Origin of the sequence: Hyalangium versicolor (genome assembly GCF_020103695.1) — a bacterium.
Lineage (GTDB): Bacteria > Myxococcota > Myxococcia > Myxococcales > Myxococcaceae > Hyalangium > Hyalangium versicolor.
Genome location: NZ_JAHXBF010000013.1, coordinates 365,219 through 383,038, shown reverse-complemented (window position 1 = coordinate 383,038; position 17,820 = coordinate 365,219). Strand labels below are relative to the sequence as shown.

The following is a 17,820-nucleotide window of genomic DNA, read 5'->3' as shown; positions in this document are numbered from 1 at the left end:
TCTCAATGAGTTGCAGAGACGAGGCATGGGGCGCAGAGATGAGCGGATGTAGCCTATAGTGCGCTTCCTGCCTCTCGTGTTCCTGCGTGACGCCGAGGGTCAGGAGCCCCAACCCTGGCGCTCCAACAACTTCGCAACGCGGGTGCGAACCTCGTCCCGAATCTCGCGCACCCGCTCCACCGGTTTGCCCTTGGGATCCTCCAACGGCCAATCCTCCCGCTCGAGGCCCGGCACGTAAGGGCAGGCGTCACCACAGCCCATGGTGATCAGCCGGTGAGCCCCCTGCGCCATCTCGTCCGTCAATCGCTGAGGCTTCGCTCCCGCGAGCTCGATCCCCGCCTCGGCCATCGCGGCTTGCACTTCAGGGTGGACCCTCTCACCGGGCTGCGTCCCAGCCGACACCGCCCGCGCCTTCCGGGGGTCGGCCATCGCGTTGAAGAAAGCAGCCGCCATCTGTGAGCGCCCCGCGTTGTGCACGCAGGCGAAGATCACCGTCTTCATGAGAGCTCCTGGGAGGTGTTCCCCAATCCTGCCCCATGTCGCGGGCAAACACCCCTTCTGCTCACACGCACTGTCCGGCGCTCGCGTACGCCTCGTGCAACGGACGCCGCCAAGCAGTCGCCCCACTGGGGAATCAAGTCTATGGTGCGCCGTTCTTTTTCAACCCCCTGGACGGTTGGAGCCGCTGTGAACCTCAAGAAACCGCAAGTGCTGTTGCTGTCCCTCGCCCTCGCCACGCCGCTCACGGCGTGCACGAAGAACGACAAGTCCGCGCCGACCGCCGACGCCGAGCTCGCAAAGCCAGCGCCCGAGAGCGCCACGCCCGCTGCCAGCGCCTCGCCCGCCCCCAGCGCCGCGCCCGCCCCGCTGAAGCTCGACGAGAGCACCCTGCCGGGAGTCAACCGCTTCCAGCTCAGCGATCTGGACGCCACCAAGAACGCGTGCGCCGACTTCGTCGGCTACGTCAACAGCAAGTGGCTCGCCGCGAACAAGATCCCCGGTGACCGCACCTCGTGGGGCGCCTTCGAGATGCTCGACGAGCGCTCCAAGGCCGTGCAGAAGCAGCTGGCCCAGCAGGCCGCCGCCATGCCCAACGCGCAGGGTGTGGAGAAGATCGTCGGCGATCTCTATGCCACCGGCATGGACGAGGCCCGGATCAACGCCCAAGGCCTCTCGCCGCTGAAGCCCCAGTTGGACGCCATTGCCAGGCTCCAGAACAAGGATCAGATCGCCGACTACGTGCGCACCGAGACGGCCAAGGGCCAGAGCATCCTGTTCGGCTTCGGCGCCGAGGCGGACTTCAAGGACTCCCGGATGGAGCTCGGCTACGTGATGCAGGGCGGCCTGGGCCTGCCGGATCGCTCCTACTATTTCGACGCGGACAAGAAGGACAAGCTGGTCGCCTACGAGCAGCACATCGCCAAGGTGCTGGAGCTGTCCGGCATCCCCGCCGCCACCACCTCCCAGCAGGCCAAGGACGTGATCGCGTTCGAGACGCGCCTGGCCAAGGTCTCCAAGTCGCACGAGGAGCTGTCTCGCGACGTTGCCCTCTTCTACAACCCCGTCAGCCTGGCCGACGCCGACAAGCTGACGCCGAACTTCTCCTGGACGAAGTTCTTCGACTCGCAGGGCATCACGCAGCCGCGGATCTTCTCGCTGGCCATCCCCGCCTTCCACCAGGAGATCAGCAAGATGCTGGCGGAGGTGCCGGCCGCGCAGTGGCAGAGCTACCTGCGCTTCCACGCCGTGGATGGCGCCTCGCCGTTCCTCTCGGACGTGTTCGTCCAGGAGAACTTCCGCTTCTACGATCAGACCCTGCGCGGCCAGAAGGAGCTCAAGGAGCGCAGCAAGCGCGTGCTCGACACCGTCGAGGACGAGGTGGGCGAGGCGCTGGGCCAGATGTACGTCAAGGTTGCCTTCCCGCCCGAGTCCAAGGCGCGCATGGAGGCCCTCGTCAAAAACATGCGCGAGGCGCTGAAGGCGCGCATCGAGAAGCTGCCCTGGATGGGCCCCGAAACGAAGAAGAAGGCCCTGGAGAAGTGGTCCAGCTTCATGCCGAAGATCGGCTACCCGGACAAGTGGCGCGACTGGAGCGGCCTGCAGACCCACCGCGACAGCTACCTGGCCAACGTCCAGGCCGCCATGGAGTTCAACTACAAGTGGAGCATCGGGAAGATCGGCAAGCCCGTCGATCGCACCGAGTGGGGCATGCCGCCGCAGAAGGTCAACGCCTACTACAACCCGCTGCAGAACGAGATCGTCTTCCCGGCAGCCATCCTCCAGCCGCCGTTCTTCGATCCGAACGCGGATGATGCCTTCAACTACGGCGGCATCGGCGCGGTGATCGGCCACGAGATGACGCACGGCTACGACGACCAGGGCGCGCGCTTCGGAGCCACCGGCAACTTCGAGCAGTGGTGGACGGACGCCGATGCCAAGGCCTTCAAGGCGCTGACCACCAAGCTGGTCAACCAGTTCAACGCCTACGAGGCCGCGCCGGGCGCCAAGGTCAACGGCAACCTCACCCTGGGCGAGAACATCGCCGACCTGGGCGGCCTGGCCACGGCCTATGACGCGATGAAGAAGGCCACCGAGGGCCAGCCCGATCCGAAGATCGATGGCCTGACGCGGGACCAGCGCTTCTTCCTCAACTGGGCCACCGTGTGGCGCCGCAACTTCACGCCCGAGGAACTGAAGGTCCGTCTGGCCACGGACTCGCACGCGCCGGCCCCCTTCCGCGCCATTGGCGCTCCGTCGAACCTGCCCACCTTCGCCGCGGCGTTCTCGTGCAAGCCGGGCCAGCCCATGGTTCGCCAGGGAGCTCAGCAGGTCATCATCTGGTAGAGCCCTCGTAACGCAGAGCGTCACACCTTGCGGCTCAGCCGGCGTCTGGAGACAGGCGTCGTCTGAGCCGCAGTCGTATGCGGGGGACCTGCCGGGTCTGTGTATTTCCCGACATCCCCTCGGGGAGTTCGATTGCGCTGTATAGCTGTCGACTCCGAGAGGTACTGTGCGCGTCGCTCAGCTGGAGGCGGTGCATTCCGGCTCGAACTCCCCGGATCGACCCCCTCTCGACACCCAGGAGACTCCACCATGTCGAAGCTGAAACAACGACGGCGTGTCGCCGAGATCATCCGAACGGTGGGGGCCTGGTTCGTAGCCCTCCTCGTCTTCTTCCCGATCCTCTGGATGGTGCTCACCAGCTTCAAGACAGAGCTGGGCGCGTTCTCCATGCCCCCCGAGTTCCTCTTCGTTCCCACGCTGGAGAACTACGAGGAGATCTTCGAGCGGACCCACTACCTGCACTACGCCTGGAACTCGCTGGTCACCAGCGGCGGAGCCACGCTGCTGGGCATGCTGCTGGCGGTGCCCGCGGCCTACAGCTTCGCCTTCCACCCCAGCAACCGCACCCGCAGCACCCTGACGTGGATGCTCTCCACCAAGATGCTGCCCAGCGTGGGCGTGCTGGTGCCCATCTACCTGCTGGCTCGCGATCTCGGGCTGCTGGACTCGCGCATCATGCTCGTCGTCGTGTTCGCGCTCATCAACCTGCCCATCATGGTGTGGATGATCTACACGTACTTCCGCGACATCCCGAAGGACATCCTCGAGGCGGCGCGCATGGACGGAGCCACCACCTCGCAGGAGATGATCCGGGTGCTGCTGCCGGTGAGCCGCGGCGGACTGGCCTCCACGGCGCTGCTCTCCCTCATCCTCAGCTGGAACGAGGCGTTCTGGTCCCTGAACCTCACCACCACCAACGCCGCGCCCCTCAGCGCGCTGGTGGCCTCGTTCTCCAGCCCCGAGGGCCTGTTCTGGGCCAAGTTGTCCGCAGTCTCCACGCTCGCCTGCGCGCCGATCCTGGTGCTGGGCTGGCTCTCTCAGAAGCAGCTCGTTCGCGGTCTGACCTTCGGCGCGGTCAAGTAACCGGAGACCTTCCACTCATGGCACGTCTGGACATCCAATCCCTCACCAAGTCGTTCGGAGACACCCGCGTCATCAAGGGCGTGGATCTCCGCATCGAAGACCGGGAGTTCTGCGTCTTCCTGGGCCCCTCCGGCTGTGGCAAGTCCACGCTGTTGCGCCTGATCGCCGGACTGGAGGACGCCACCTCGGGCGAGATCACGCTCGATGGCCAGCCCATCACGGATCTGCCTCCGGCCAAGCGCAACCTGGCGATGGTGTTCCAGTCCTACGCCCTCTATCCGCACATGACGGTGCGGCAGAACATGTCCTTCGCCCTGGACCTGGCCAAGACGGATCCGAAGCTCGTCGAGGACAAGGTCCAGCGCGCCGCGCGCACCCTGGAGCTGGAGCCGCTGTTGGACCGCAAGCCGTCGGCGCTCTCGGGCGGCCAGCGTCAGCGCGTGGCCATCGGCCGCGCCATCGTCCGCGAGCCGCGCATCTTCCTGTTCGACGAGCCGCTGTCCAACCTGGACGCGTCGCTGCGCGTGCAGATGCGGCTGGAGATCGCCCGGCTGCATCAGGCCCTCCAGGCGACGATGATCTACGTCACCCACGACCAGGTCGAGGCGATGACGCTGGCCGACAAGGTCGTCATCTTCAACTCGGGGAACATCGAGCAGGCCGGCCCGCCGCAAGAGCTCTACCACCGCCCCGCAAACCGGTTCGTCGCGGGCTTCCTCGGGATGCCCCAGATGGCCTTCCTGGATGCCTCCGTGAAGAACGGAGCCCTGGTGCTGGCGAACGGCGCTTCCCTCGCCCCGCCCCCGGGAGTGACCAAGCTCGAAGAGGGCGGCAAGCTGACCGTCGGCGTGCGTCCCGAGCAGCTCTCGCTGGCCACGCCCGGACAGGGCACCCTGGAAGGCAAGGTGGAAGTCATCGAGCGGCTGGGCAGTGATGCCTATGCCTACCTGTCGGTGCCGAACGTGGGCCGCATCACCGTGCGCTGTCCCGCGGATGTGGGAAGGTTGGAGGGCACCCAGGCCGCGGCGCTCATCCCCCCCGGCGGCTTCCATGTCTTCGATGCACAAGGCGTTGCCCTCTTCCACCCCCCTCACTCCTGAACATCCCCGTCATGCATACCCTGGATCAGGCTCACCTCTCCGCGTTGCCCAAGTCGATCGTCCGCCCCGGTTATGACCGGAGCAAGCTGCGCGCGGGCATCGCGCACATCGGCGTGGGTGGCTTCCACCGCGCCCACGAGGCCATCTACCTCGACCGCATCCTCTCGCGGCCCGGCCACGAGGCCTGGGGCATCCTGGGCATCAACCTGCTGCCGCAGGACGCCGCCATGGCCGCGGCCATGAAGCGCCAGGACGGGCTCTACACCGTGAGCGAGATGGCGCCGGACGGCACCCACGTCTCGCGCGTCGTGGAGGCCATGGTCGAGTACCTCTATGCTCCCGAGCAGCCCAAGGCGGTGCTCGATCGGCTGAGCCACCCGGACATCCGCATCGTCTCGCTGACCATCACCGAGGGCGGCTACCTCATCGACGATCAGGGCCGCTTCAACCTCCAGCACCCCTCGGTGGTGGAGGACCTGGCGCACCCCCACGAGCCCAAGGGCGCGTTCGGCTACCTCATCGAGGCGCTGGACCGCCGGCGCAAGGCGGGCGTGAAGCCTTTCACGGTGATGTCCTGCGACAACCTGCGCCACAACGGCGTCCAGGCGAAGCGGGCCTGCGTGGCCTTTGCTCGCGCGAGGGATCCAGAGCTGGCCGCGTGGATCGAGCGCGAGGTGGGCTTCCCCAACGCCATGGTCGATCGCATCACCCCGGCCACGGATGACGCCACCCGCAAGAAGCTGCGCGAGCTGACGGACGTGGACGATGCCGCGCCCGTCATCTGCGAGGACTTCATCCAGTGGGTGCTGGAGGACGACTTCCGCAACGGCCGCCCCGAGTGGGAGGCCGGCGGCGTGATGATCACGAAGGACGTGTCCCCGTACGAGGACGCGAAGATCCGCCTGCTCAACGCGAGCCACACCATGCTCTCGTACCCGGCGTATCTCTCGGGCTACCGCAAGGTGGACGACGCCCTGCACGATCCGCTCTTCTCGGGCTACCTGCGCGACTTCCTCGATCGGGATGCGGGCGTGTTCCTGCGCTCGCTGCCCGGACTGGACATCGAGGAGTACAAGCCCACGTTGCTGCGGCGCTTCTCCAACCGGGCGGTGGGAGACCAGTTGGCGCGCCTGTGCATCGATGGCGGCTCGAAGATCCCAGGCTTCCTGCTGCCCACGGTGCACGCCCTGCTGGGCGCGGGCCGCTCGCTCCACCGCATCGCGTTCTTCCTCGCGGCCTATGACCGCTACCTGCGTGGCGGCAAGGACGAGAAGGGCGAGAGCTACCCCATCAACGAGCCCAACGCGCGCGCCCTGCTGGAGAAGGTCATCACGAGCAACTCGCCGATGACGCTGCTCGGCATCCCCGAGATCGTCGGCACCCAGCTGCCGGCGAATCAGACCTTCGTTGACCTGTACCTGTACCTGCGCAAGCAGCTCGATGAGAAGGGCGTGGTGGCGACGCTCCAGGCGCTCAACGCGAAGTACTCCGCCGCCTGAGGGAGCTGCCCGTCATGACGCGTCTGATCGCCTTCGGAGAAGCCCTGGTCGACATGCTGTCCAGCCGGCTGGGCGACTCCACCGCGCCGGAGACCTTCACGCCGTACGCGGGAGGGGCTCCGGCCAATGTCGCCGTGGCGTGTGCCCGGCTCGGGATGCCGAGCCTCTTCGTGGGCATGCTGGGGAAGGATCGCTTCGGGGACTTCATCCTCGGAGAGCTCTCCTCGCACGGGGTGGACGTGCGCCACGTGGAGCGAACGGACGCGGCGAAGACGGCGCTGGCCTTCGTCTCGCGCGATGCCTCGGGCGATCGCCGCTTCGACTTCTACCGTCCCCCGTCAGCCGACCTGCTCTATCGTCCCGAGCACCTTCCCGCGAACCTGTTCGACGCGCAGTCGCTGCTGCACCTGTGCTCGAACACGTTGACCGAGGAGATCATCACCGCGACCACCTTCACGGTGGCCGATCGCGCCGCCGCCGCGGGAGCGCTCATCAGCGTGGATGCCAACATCCGCGCGAACCTGTGGCCCAGCCACCGGGTGGACATCGCCCGCGTCACCGAGCTGCTGGACAAGGCACAGCTCATCAAGCTGGCCCGGGAAGAGCTGGAGCTGCTGCGCGGTGACGTCCCCGAGGAGCGCTGGCTTGCGGAGCGGCTCGCCAAGGGGGTTGTCCTGCTGGTGATCACGGACGGAGGCAATCCGGTCACCGCGGTGACCGCGCAGGGGCTGTTCCACGTCACTCCGCCCAAGGTCCAGGTGGTGGACACGACAGCGGCGGGAGATGCCTTCATCGGCGGGCTGCTCTCGGCGGTGGTGGAGGCGGGGCTCACCCGGGCCACCCTGCCCGCCTGGGTCGCGAACAGGGAGTTGCTGACGCAGGCCCTGGAGCTCGCCTGCCGCTGCGGAGCCTTCACGGTGACCCGCCCGGGCTCCTATGCCGCGCTGCCCAAGCGGGCGGACCTCGCCGCGCTGGCGGCGGATGCACGGCTCTCGACGGGCTGACGGGGCTCCGGCCGCCCGGTCAAGCCACGCCTGACGAAGACGTGGTGGCCGCCTGGGTACCCGGCCCCATCGCCAGGAGCGGCTTCTCGAGGAGATCCGCGAAGCCGCTGGGCCCTCCCACCGCCTTCAAGACCTCCTCGGGAGGGGCCTGGAATGACAACGCCCTCTCGACCCACAGCGGATTCAGCGTGACCGCGCGCTGGTACTTCATCACTCCATCTCCGTAGAGATCGACCGCCACCGCCACAATGACCTTGGGAGCCATCGCGTAGGTCACGAGACCGCCCGGCAGCACCTCCTCTGCGGCCTTGAGCCAGTCCGTGGGGCGGGATGGCCAGGAGATACCGAACCGGACCTCCGTCACGCGGTCGCCGTCCAGCGACGCATCCGTGACAGGGATTTGCTGAGCCTTCCGCTTCCCATCGATCAGCGTCGTCACCACAATGACCATGCGCGAGCACGTCAGCAGCAACGAGGGCTTGAGGGTGATCCGGTACTCATCCCCCTTGAAGTCCCCGGAGGCCTCGACGACGCAGAGGACCTTGAGGAGCTCGTCGATCTGCACGGAAGACTTGTCCTTCCACGACTGGAAAGCCTTGGCGGGCGCATTCCCCTGAATGCCGAACCGGCTGTTCTTCAGCCACAGCTCGAGCGGAGAGTCAGCCAGGTCACCGAAGAACGAGACAATCGCCGCAATGAGGGCAATGACACCTCCCACAATGGCAATCACCAGGCCCACGCCGCTCCAAGACGTGCCCGCGCCAAAGTACATCATGGACAAGCCCACCGTGACGGCGAGCCCGGCCACCGTGCCCACGCCGGAGACCACGGCGGCGTCGAAATCTCCCTTGGAATAGTAGTCCCACGTTTCCAGGGAGCCCGCGATGGTGTCGCAGACGCCGCCGATGATCCCCAGCACGGTCACCTCCACCGCCTTCCCCGCCGCCCGGACGAGACTCTTGGCTTGCAGCGCGCGTGTCACCACCGAGATCTGCTCCATCAATCCCGCCATGGCCCCCATGAGGGACAGCGTCTCCTTGGGGCCCAGTTGTTGCGATGCATCCCTGAGCGCGAAGGCAAAATTGAAGACAGCGAATGCCTTCTGCATGAGTGCATTGGCGCCCTTGAAGGCGGGTGTATCCGGGAGCCGGATGGCTTCAGGGCTCAGCACCGTCACCTGGATGGGCTTGCGTTTGATCTTGAAAATGGTCTTGTCATAAATCGTCAGGGACTGGTGCAGGTGATCCACCACGACGATCGTGATCCGCTGGACGATGAGCGTCTCGACGTAGGCCAGTGCTTTTTCCTGCTTCCACTTCACGATGACGGGAGCGAGCTCGCCCAGCAGCGTCCAGAAGAGGCCATTGGCCTCCTTCAGCACCTTGAAGACCCCTTGCAGCATGCCGATCGGATTGTTCTCTTCCGCCGCCTTGAGTTCTCGCAGGATGAAAGCCCGGCCAGCATCGCATTGGCTGAGCCCATTCGTCACATCCACGTAAACCTGGACCCGCGACGATCCTCCCAAGGCATCAAATTGCTGCTTGAACGCAGGGAGTGCGAGGAGCGCCGCCAGCTCGCGCCCCTTGGCCTCGTAGGCCAGCCGGCGCTGCTGTTCCTGCGACTCATGGTTCTTCAGGAAAGCCTTCAGGGAGACAGCGTTGACGAGAGGGCCATACTCCTCCGCGTCGACCTTGACCAACGCCTGGGTCCACTGAGCAATGCAATACCAGGCTGCCTCCTCCGGATTGGCAATCCATTCCATATACCGCTGCCGCAAGGCAATGTATTCACCATTGAGCTTGCGAGCCTTCTCGATCAAATCCTCCGTACTTCGAACCTGGGGAGCCGGCTCCACCCTGGGCTTGCCTTGCACAACCCCCGCGGCGACAGGAAGCGTCAGCACCTGCCCCACCCGGATGAGGTCCGGATTCTGGATGCCGTTGGCACTCACGAGCGCATCCAGATCGACGTTGTGGCGCTGGGCAATCGCGAACAAGGTGTCGCCCGCCCGCACCCGGTAGGTCGCTGGCTGCTGCGGAGCGCTCTGCTGGGGCGGCGCCGCCCTCGGAATCCACACCACCTGGCCAGCCCAGATGCGGTTGACGTCGCTGATGCCATTGCGACGAGCGATGGCTTCCACGCTCACGCCGTGGCGGCGAGCGATCGCGGCCAAGGTGTCGCCTGATCTGATCCGGTACTCGAGTTCGTTCATAGCGGCGCTGAGGCTGTGGCGACCTCGGTCAAGAGGGTCGCTCCTCACCCACCATGTTCGGACAAGTTCAGGAGAAAGAAAAGGCGGGCCACACCACGAGTGATGCGCGTGGAAGCTGGAGCCGCTTACACCGCCTCTGGAGGTGGGCAGACCGTGCCAAAAGATGACACACAAAAAACGTTGATAACAAGGCTCGACGTTGTGTTCTTTCGCGCGCTATTCTTGACTGACCTCAAGGGAAGACAACGTGGGCGCCCCGAGAAAACGGCGGCATGCCCAAGGACTCTGGTAGCTCCAGAGGGGGGAAACACGACATGTGTCAAATGCTTTGTGGAAACAACTCGCTGCATGACAGCGAGCCGGCGAAGGCTGGCACCTCTCGTCGCGAGCTGCTTGCGGTGGGGGCTTCAGCCCTGGGAGCCGCGGCGGTGGCTTCAGCTCCTGCGCCAGCACTGGCGGCGCCCGAGCAGGGGGACATGTCTCGGGAGAGCGGTGACAGGGACCGTGACCTGCCCGCGGAGACTGGTGCTTCGAACAGGCGCTACCTGCTGAAGGGCGGCGCCGTCCTCAGCATGGATCCGAATGTGGGAGACTTTGCCAAGGGCGATGTGCTCATCGAAGGCAAGAAGATCGTCGCCGTCGGCCCTCACCTGCACGCCTCGGATGCAACCATCATCGATGCCACCGGTATGATCGTCATGCCGGGGTTCGTTGACACCCACCACCATCAATACCAGACCGCGCTGCGCAGCTTCCTGTCGGACGGACTGCTGTCCAACGACGGGCTGCCGCACGGCGAGAAGAACTATCTCGACTATATTCACACCCGCATCACGCCGTTCTTCAGGCCGCAGGACGCCTTCATCGCCGAGCTCGTCGCGTCGCTCAGCCAGTTGGACGCGGGGGTGACGACGGTCGTCGACACGTCTCAGGTGGGCCACTCGCCAGCGCACAGCGATGCCGTCATCAAGGGACTCCAGGAAGCGGGCCGCCGCTCGGTCTTCGTGTACTCACCGGGTGTGGGTCCCCACAACATCTTCCCGAATGATCTCCAGCGCATCCGGAGCCGCTACTTCTCGTCCACCGACCAGCTCCTGACCCTGGCCATGGGCGGCGAGTTGTTCGACCCCAACTTCCGGACCTACTGGAACATTGGCCGTCAGAATGGCCTGTACATCGTGACCCACCTCGTCGGCAGCCTCAACCAGGAGACGCTCGTGGAGCAGCTCGCGAGCGAGGGCCTGCTTGGGCCGGACCTCGAGTTCATCCACGCCACCCACCTCTCGGAGGGCTCGTGGCAGGCCATCGCCTCGCACGGCGTCACCGTCTCGATGGCGGCCCCGATCGAGATGGCCATGCGGCACGGCATGCCGCCCATCCTGGCCGCGCTCGCTCATGGCGTGCAGCCCGCACTCAGCGTCGATGTCGAGTGCACGATGGCCGCGGACTTCTTCACCCAGATGCGGACCGTCTTCACGCTTCAGCGGGCGCTCGTCAACGAGCGCGCCATCAACGGGGAGACGAACCTGCCCGAGCTCCTCACCTGCCGCGATGTGATTCGCTTCGCCACGGTCGAGGGGGCCCGGGTGGCCCGGCTCTCGAACAAGATCGGCTCGCTGACGCCGGGCAAGGAGGCCGACATCATCCTGCTGCGGGCGGATGCCATCAATGTCGCCCCCCTCAACAACGTGCCGGGGGCTGTCGTGACGCTGATGGACCGCAGCAACGTGGACACGGTCATCGTCGCGGGCCGAATCCGGAAATGGCGGGGAGCCCTGGTAGACGTGAACTGGCCCCTCCTCCGAGCCACCCTCGAAGCCTCCCGGGACTACCTCCTCCAGGCAGCAGGCGTTCAGCGCGTGCTCTTCTGAGACGATGTCTCCGGGACTTGCATGAGGGCGGTCCTGGCGGTGGACTCCGCTCATGTGGAAGCTCCCGGGGTACACGATCCATCGTCCGGTCCGCGTCAACGGCTCGAACACGCTTTTCCAGGGCGTGCGCGAGGAGGATGACGCACCGGTCATCATCAAGACGCCGGTGGGCCCCGCCGTCAGCTCGCGTGAGGACGAGCGGTACCGCCGGGAGTACGGCATCCTGCAGCGGCTCCAGGGCGTGCGAGGCGTCACACGCCCCTATGGCTGCGAGCGAATCGACGATCGCCCCCTCCTGATCCTGGAAGAGGTGCAGGGGGTCGCCCTCTCGGAAGCCGTGGGCAGACCTTTCGAGGTCGACCGCTTCCTCGAGCTGGCCGTCTCCCTGGCCGCGACTCTCGCGGAGATCCACCTCCGGGGCGTCATCCACAAGGACATCAAGCCCTCCAACATCATCGTCACCCCGACGGGCGAGCCGCGCATCATCGACTTTGGCGCCGCCACCCTCCAGCGCACCGAGCATGTGGATGCAGCGCCCACGCACCTCATCGAGGGGACGCTGGCCTACATGTCTCCGGAGCAGACGGGGCGCATGAACCGGGCGGTGGACTACCGCACCGACTTCTATTCCCTGGGCGTGACGTTCTACGAGCTGCTCACAGGCGTCCGGCCCTTCCAGGGGCGAGACGCGCTCGAGTGGTTCCATGCCCACATGGCCCAGATGCCTCGGCCACCGCACGAGCTCCTCTCCAGCATCCCCCCCGTGCTGTCCGCGATCGTCATGCGGTGCATGGCCAAGGTCGCTGAGGAGCGCTACCAGAGCGCCGAGGGGCTGAGGTACGACCTGGCCGAGTGCGTGGAGGGCCTGCGCCGGGGCGTCCTGGAGTTCTTCGTGCTGGGCAAGCGGGACATCCCCAGCCGCTTCCAGCTCCCTCAGCGGCTCTACGGGCGAGATGCCCACGTCGCCACCCTGCTCCAGGGCTTCGAGCGGGTGGTGAGCGGAGGCAAGCCCGAGCTCATCCTGGTTCGCGGCTACTCCGGCATTGGCAAGTCGTCGGTGGTCAACGAGCTGCACAAGCCCGTGGTCCAGCGGCGAGGCTTCTTCCTGAGCGGCAAGTTCGATCAGCTCCAGCGGGATGTGCCCTACGCCACCCTGGCCCAGGCCATCCGGGGGCTGGTGCAGCAACTGCTGGCGGGCACCGACGAGGAGATTGCCCGGTGGCGAGAGCGTCTGAGGGAGGCCCTCGATGGCAACGGCCAGGTCATCGTGGACCTGGTCCCTCAGCTCGCGCTCGTCATGGGGACGCAGCCGGCCGTGCCGGAGCTGCCACCCGCCGAGACGCAGCACCGCTTCAACCAGGCCTTCCTCCAGTTCCTCGGAGTCTTCGCCACCGCCGAGCACCCGCTCGTCATGTTCCTGGATGACTTGCAGTGGGCGGACCTGGCCAGCCTCCGGCTCCTCCAGTACCTCCTCACCGAGGAGAGCGCGCCACCGACCCTGTGGATCGGCGCCTACCGGGACAACGAGGTCAGCCCGTCCCACCCGCTGATGATGACGCTGGGAGAGGTGCGCAAGGCGAAGACGCCGGTGACCGACCTCCAGCTCGAACCGCTGAGCATGGAGCAGGTCCGGCACCTCGTGGCGGATGCGCTCCCCGGCGCGGGGGTGGAGCTCATCCTTCCCCTCTCGGAGCAGGTCCACGCGAAGACGGGCGGCAACCCCTTCTTCCTCCTCCAGTTGATGCTGACGTTGCACCACGATGGCCTCCTCAGCCGCGCGCCCGGCGGAGGGTGGCGCTGGGATGCCGAGGGCGTCCGGGCCCAGGGGTACTCGGACAACATCGTCGACTTCATGGCTCGCAACCTGCACCAGCTGCCCGCGAGCACCCAGCACCTGCTGCCCCTGGCCGCGTGCGTGGGCAACAGCTTCTCCCTGGGGATGCTGACCCTCATCTCCAGCATGAACGCGGACGAAGTCGAGCGGGGCCTCGAGCCCGCGCTCCAAGAGGGCCTGGTGGTGTGCAGCGCTCCGGAGCAGTACCGGTTCCTGCATGATCGCATCCAGCAGGCGGCGCACGCCCTCATCCCCGAGGAAGAGCGCCAGACGATCCACCTGCGCATCGGGCGCCTGCTGCTGGAGCGCCTGTCCTCCGAGGAGGTGCGAGAGAAGCTCTTCGAGATCGTCAGCCAGCTCAACACTGGAGTGGAGCTGATCAGCAGTCCCGAGGAACGCCACCGCCTGGCACGGCTGAACGCCGATGCGGGCTGGAAGGCCCGAGCCTCGAGCGCGCACAGCTCGGCCGCTGCCTACCTCGCGATGGCCTTCGCGCTCATCCCGGGCGATCCCTGGGAGGAGGACCACTCACTGGCCTTTAAAGTCCAGCTCGATCGCGCGAGCAGCGAGCTCATGAGCGGCAACATCGGCGAGGCCCGCCGCCTGCTGGACGGGCTGCGCTCGAGAGTCCGGAGCCGGGTGGACATCGCCGCCGCCTACGGACTGATGCATGAGGTGCTCCTCATCGTCGGTGAGATCCAGACCTCCGTCACCTGCCTCCTCGAGTGCCTGGGGCTGCTGGGCATGCCGATGGATCCGCACCCCACCTGGGAGGAGGCCGCGGCGGCGCGAGAGGAGGTCCAGGCCCTGCTGGGAGGACGCCCCATCGAGAGCCTCATCGATCTGCCGCTGATGACGGACGCGGACATGAAGCCGGTGATGAGCGTGCTGGGCCGCCTCTTCCCGTCGGCCTACCTCACCGACAACAACCTGCTCGTGCTCCACGTCTGCCGGATGGTGGCCCTGAGCCTCCGCTACGGCAACACCAACGACTCCGTGATCGCGTACAGCTCGATCGGAGTGCTGCTCGGCAAGTTCTTCCACAGCTACCAGGAGGGCTATGCCTATGGGGTGCTCGCCCTCTCGCTCGTCGACCGGTACAACCTGGCCAACGAGCGGGTCCGGGTGCTCTTCAACATGGAGATGATCAGTTACTGGTGCCGGCCTCTGCCCGTCGCGCATGACTTCGCGCTGGGCGGCTTCCAGCAAGCAATCCAGACCAACAACTACCTGTTCGCCTGCTACATCGTCGGCCATCTGGTCTGGAACCGGCAGGCCATGGGGCACCCGCTGGACGACGTCTACCAGGACGCGCTCGACCGGATGGACTTCATGCGCAAGACGGGCTTCGTGGGGGTGGTGGATACCACCCTCATCGTCTTGCGCTACATGCAGACGCTGCGAGGCCTGTCGCCCACGTTCGGCACGTTGGACGGAGAGGACTTCGACGAGAAGGCCCTGGAGTCCTCGCTGTCACCGGCCCACATGAGCAGCATGGTGTGCCAGTACTGGCTCTCCAAGATGCAGGCGCGCTTCATGTGCGGTGCCTACACGGAGGCCCGTGAAGCGGGGGACAAGGCGTCGGCGTTCATCTGGTCCTTCATCGGCATCATCCCGCTGGTGGACTTCCACCTCTTCCACGCCCTGGCCCTGATCGCATGCTACGAGGGGGCCGCACCGGAGGATCAGCGGAGATACCTGGAAGCCGCCGAGGAGCACTGGCAGCAGTTCGAGGAGTGGGCCGCCAACTGCCCCGAGACGTTCCGCGCGCTCGAGCGGCTGATCGCCGCGGAGCTGGCCCGCATCCGGGGCCGCCTGGACGAAGCGCTCCCCGCGTACGAGGAAGCCCTTCGCATGGCCCGCGAGCACGGCTTCATGCAGCACGTGGCGCTCGTGGCCGAGCTGGCGGCGAACTTCTACCGCAGGCGGCAGGCCCCCTTCATCGCCGAGGCCTACGTGCGGCAGGCCCGCGAGGCGTACATGCAGTGGGGCGCCCTTGGCAAGGTCAAGCAGTTGGACGCCCTGTGGCCGTTCCTGGTGACCCCGGTTGTATCCGCGGGAACCACCAGCACCACCACTTCGGAGTCCCGGGAGCTCGACGTCCTCGCCGTGGTCAAGGCGCAGCAGGCTGTTGCCAGCGAGATCGTCCTCGAGAAGCTGGTCTCCGCGCTCATGCGCGTGGCCACCGAGAATGCGGGCGCCCAGCGCAGCGCCCTGCTGCTCCCGCGCGGCGACAAGCTCGTGCTCGCGGCCGACACGGAGGGCGCCTCGGAAGGCGCGCAGGCCCTGCCACTGGACGAGGCGGAGGCCGTGCTGCCCTGGACGATCATCTCCTACGTCCGGCGGACCCACGAGCATGTGCTCATCAGCGACGCGGCGGCACCCCACCCGTTCTCGACCGATCCCTACCTCGCGCAAAGCGGAGCCAGGTCCGTGCTGTGCCTGCCACTGCTGCGCCAGGAGGCCCTGTCGGGAGTGATGTACCTGGAGAACAAGCTCGCCTCGGGGGCGTTCACCCCGGCCCGCATCACGCTGCTGGGTCAGGTCGCCTCGCAGGCCGCCATCTCGATCGAGAACGCGCGGCTGTACGCGGAGATCCAGCGCGCCGAGGCCGCCCTGCGCTGCGCCAACGACGAGTTGGAGCGGCGGGTGGAGGAGCGCACGCGCGAGCTGAAGCAGGCCCAGGCCCAGTTGGTGGACACGGCGCGTGCGGCGGGCATGGCCGAGATCGCCTCCAACGTGCTGCATAACGTAGGCAATGTGCTCACCAGCGCTGGCATCAACCTGGAGCAGATGCGCAGCGCGCTCGCGGCCTCGCGCCTCGACCGAGCGGCTCAGCTCTCCGCCATGCTCAAGGATCACCAGGAGGATCTGGTGGGGTTCCTGACGAAGGACCCGCGCGGCCGCGTCCTGCCGAACTACCTCGTGGCCCTCTCCAAGGAACTCAGCCACGAGCAGACCCAGCTCCGCACGAACCTGGATGAAATGGGCCTGCACATCGAGCACATCCACGCCATCGTCCGGGTGCAGCAGGACTACGCCAAGACTTCCCTCCTCTTGGAGGAGTGGGATCTCGCCCAGCTCATCGAGGACAGCCTGCGCTTTCAGTTGGCAGCGCTGCGGCGGCACGGCATCTCCGTGACGCGCGAGTTCGGCTCCGTGCCCAGGCTGAGGTTGGACAAGCACAAGGTGCTGCAGATCCTCATCAACCTCATCAGCAACGCCAAGTACGCCATGGACGAGCTGCCCGAGGAGCAGCGTCACCTGTGCGTGCGGCTCACGGTCCAGGGGAACATGGCCCGGATCCAGGTGGTGGACAGCGGCAAGGGCTTCACGCCGGAGGTCCGCAAGCAGCTCTTCGCGCACGGATTCACCACCCGCAAGGAGGGCCATGGCTTCGGACTGCACTCGAGCGCGCTGGCGGCGCAGGTGATGGGGGGGCGCCTCCTGCTGGAGAGTGAGGGACCCGGAAAGGGCGCCACGGCCACGCTCGAGTTCCCGCTTCAGCAGTCCGTCTGACGAAATGGCCGCTCAGCGCCCCAGGTACGCCGCGATCTCGAACCACCCGCCTCGTGGATGTCATGCTCGTCCATGGGAGAAGGAGCTTGCCATCTTACCGGCCCGCCGGGAGGGGCCTCAGGATGGCCCGGGCGGGGGAGCCATCTCCCCCTGCGATCCGGAGCGGGAGACAGATCAATTCGTACGCCCCCTCACGCACCTGCGAGAGGTTGAGCCCCTCGATGACCCAGATGCCAGCCTGGAGCAAGGCGAGGTGTGTCTCCTCGCCATCCTCCCGGAACCCGCCCACGGACAGGTAGTCCACGCCCACGGTCCGCACGCGGCACTCCGCGAGATAGGCGGCCGCGCCCCGGGAGATGAAGACGAAGTCCTCGACGAACGTGTCGGTCTTCCAGCAGCGCTCCGAGTTGCGGGTGCGAAACAGCACCCGCTCCCCCGGCTGGAGATTCGCGCGCTCCAGCTCCGCGCGTTGGATGGACACCGGATCCTGGATCTCGACCACCCTCGCCTGCCCCAGGGTGGCCTCGAGCGGCATCTGGTCGATGCCCACTCCGCCGCGCTGGAAGTGCGCGGGCGCGTCCATATGCGTGCCGGTATGGACACCCATCGACATGGACGACACCGAGGCGACATCGCCCCGCTCCAGGTCCATGACCCGCTCGATCTTCACAGGGGGGTTGTCCGGCCAGTGCACCATGCCGGTGCGCAGGGGAACCGAGACGTCAATCCAGTCGGTGCTCATGGTGACCAAGTCCTTCCACTCGAGCCGAGGGGTTCTTGCTACCCGAAACCTACTCCGGCATCAGGTGGAAGCGTTGGCAGATGTTGTCCAACCCGCTGCCGGCGTGGGGAAA

The 17,820-nt window shown here is 66.4% G+C and carries 10 protein-coding genes; 7 read left to right on the top strand and 3 right to left on the bottom strand.

What is annotated here, in order from left to right; translation table 11 throughout:
- Nucleotides 1–99: 99 nt before the first annotated feature.
- Nucleotides 100–501 (bottom strand): arsenate-mycothiol transferase ArsC, encoded by a 402-nt coding sequence (locus KY501_RS27410; RefSeq protein WP_224366405.1) that lies wholly within the window; start codon nt 499–501, stop codon nt 100–102.
- A gap of 186 nt (nt 502–687) precedes the next feature.
- Here KY501_RS27410 and KY501_RS27405 point away from each other — a divergent pair, with 186 nt between their 5' ends.
- The 5 genes from KY501_RS27405 (at nt 688) to KY501_RS27385 (ending at nt 7,530) form a co-directional block, all read left to right on the top strand.
- On the top strand, nt 688–2,844 hold the full coding sequence (locus KY501_RS27405) for a M13 family metallopeptidase (RefSeq protein WP_224366404.1): 2,157 nt from the start codon (nt 688–690) through the stop codon (nt 2,842–2,844).
- Nucleotides 2,845–3,093: 249 nt separating this feature from the next.
- On the top strand, nt 3,094–3,927 hold the full coding sequence (locus KY501_RS27400; RefSeq protein WP_224366403.1) for a carbohydrate ABC transporter permease: 834 nt from the start codon (nt 3,094–3,096) through the stop codon (nt 3,925–3,927).
- Nucleotides 3,928–3,944: 17 nt separating this feature from the next.
- Nucleotides 3,945–5,027 (top strand): ABC transporter ATP-binding protein, encoded by a 1,083-nt coding sequence (locus KY501_RS27395; protein ID WP_224366402.1) that lies wholly within the window; start codon nt 3,945–3,947, stop codon nt 5,025–5,027.
- 11 nt (nt 5,028–5,038) lie between these two features.
- On the top strand, nt 5,039–6,526 hold the full coding sequence (locus KY501_RS27390; RefSeq protein WP_224366401.1) for a mannitol dehydrogenase family protein: 1,488 nt from the start codon (nt 5,039–5,041) through the stop codon (nt 6,524–6,526).
- A gap of 14 nt (nt 6,527–6,540) precedes the next feature.
- Entirely contained in the window at nt 6,541–7,530 is a 990-nt protein-coding gene (locus tag KY501_RS27385; protein ID WP_224366400.1) for a carbohydrate kinase family protein, read from the top strand.
- A 19-nt stretch (nt 7,531–7,549) separates the two neighbouring features.
- Here KY501_RS27385 and KY501_RS27380 read toward each other — a convergent pair whose 3' ends face one another.
- The gene (locus KY501_RS27380) at nt 7,550–9,703 is read right to left on the bottom strand and encodes a LysM peptidoglycan-binding domain-containing protein (protein ID WP_444881609.1); all 2,154 of its coding nucleotides are present in this window, start codon (nt 9,701–9,703) and stop codon (nt 7,550–7,552) included.
- A 353-nt stretch (nt 9,704–10,056) separates the two neighbouring features.
- Here KY501_RS27380 and KY501_RS27375 point away from each other — a divergent pair, with 353 nt between their 5' ends.
- Nucleotides 10,057–11,613 (top strand): amidohydrolase family protein, encoded by a 1,557-nt coding sequence (locus KY501_RS27375; RefSeq protein ID WP_224366398.1) that lies wholly within the window; start codon nt 10,057–10,059, stop codon nt 11,611–11,613.
- 52 nt (nt 11,614–11,665) lie between these two features.
- Nucleotides 11,666–16,966 carry a trifunctional serine/threonine-protein kinase/ATP-binding protein/sensor histidine kinase gene (locus tag KY501_RS27370; RefSeq protein WP_224366397.1) on the top strand — a complete coding sequence of 1,767 codons (5,301 nt, stop codon included), beginning with the start codon at nt 11,666–11,668 and terminating at the stop codon, nt 16,964–16,966.
- 94 nt (nt 16,967–17,060) lie between these two features.
- Here KY501_RS27370 and KY501_RS27365 read toward each other — a convergent pair whose 3' ends face one another.
- Nucleotides 17,061–17,708, bottom strand: a complete 648-nt coding sequence (locus tag KY501_RS27365; RefSeq protein WP_224366396.1) for a cyclase family protein — start codon at nt 17,706–17,708, stop codon at nt 17,061–17,063.
- Nucleotides 17,709–17,820 lie beyond the last annotated feature (112 nt).

Coding starts and splice junctions, on each gene's coding strand:
- KY501_RS27400 (WP_224366403.1), top strand. CDS start 3,094: ATGTCGAAGCTGAAACAACGACGGCGTGTCGCCGAGATCATCCGAACG.
- KY501_RS27410 (WP_224366405.1), bottom strand. CDS start 501: ATGAAGACGGTGATCTTCGCCTGCGTGCACAACGCGGGGCGCTCACAG.
- KY501_RS27395 (WP_224366402.1), top strand. CDS start 3,945: ATGGCACGTCTGGACATCCAATCCCTCACCAAGTCGTTCGGAGACACC.
- KY501_RS27385 (WP_224366400.1), top strand. CDS start 6,541: ATGACGCGTCTGATCGCCTTCGGAGAAGCCCTGGTCGACATGCTGTCC.
- KY501_RS27390 (WP_224366401.1), top strand. CDS start 5,039: ATGCATACCCTGGATCAGGCTCACCTCTCCGCGTTGCCCAAGTCGATC.
- KY501_RS27370 (WP_224366397.1), top strand. CDS start 11,666: ATGTGGAAGCTCCCGGGGTACACGATCCATCGTCCGGTCCGCGTCAAC.
- KY501_RS27365 (WP_224366396.1), bottom strand. CDS start 17,708: ATGAGCACCGACTGGATTGACGTCTCGGTTCCCCTGCGCACCGGCATG.
- KY501_RS27375 (WP_224366398.1), top strand. CDS start 10,057: ATGTGTCAAATGCTTTGTGGAAACAACTCGCTGCATGACAGCGAGCCG.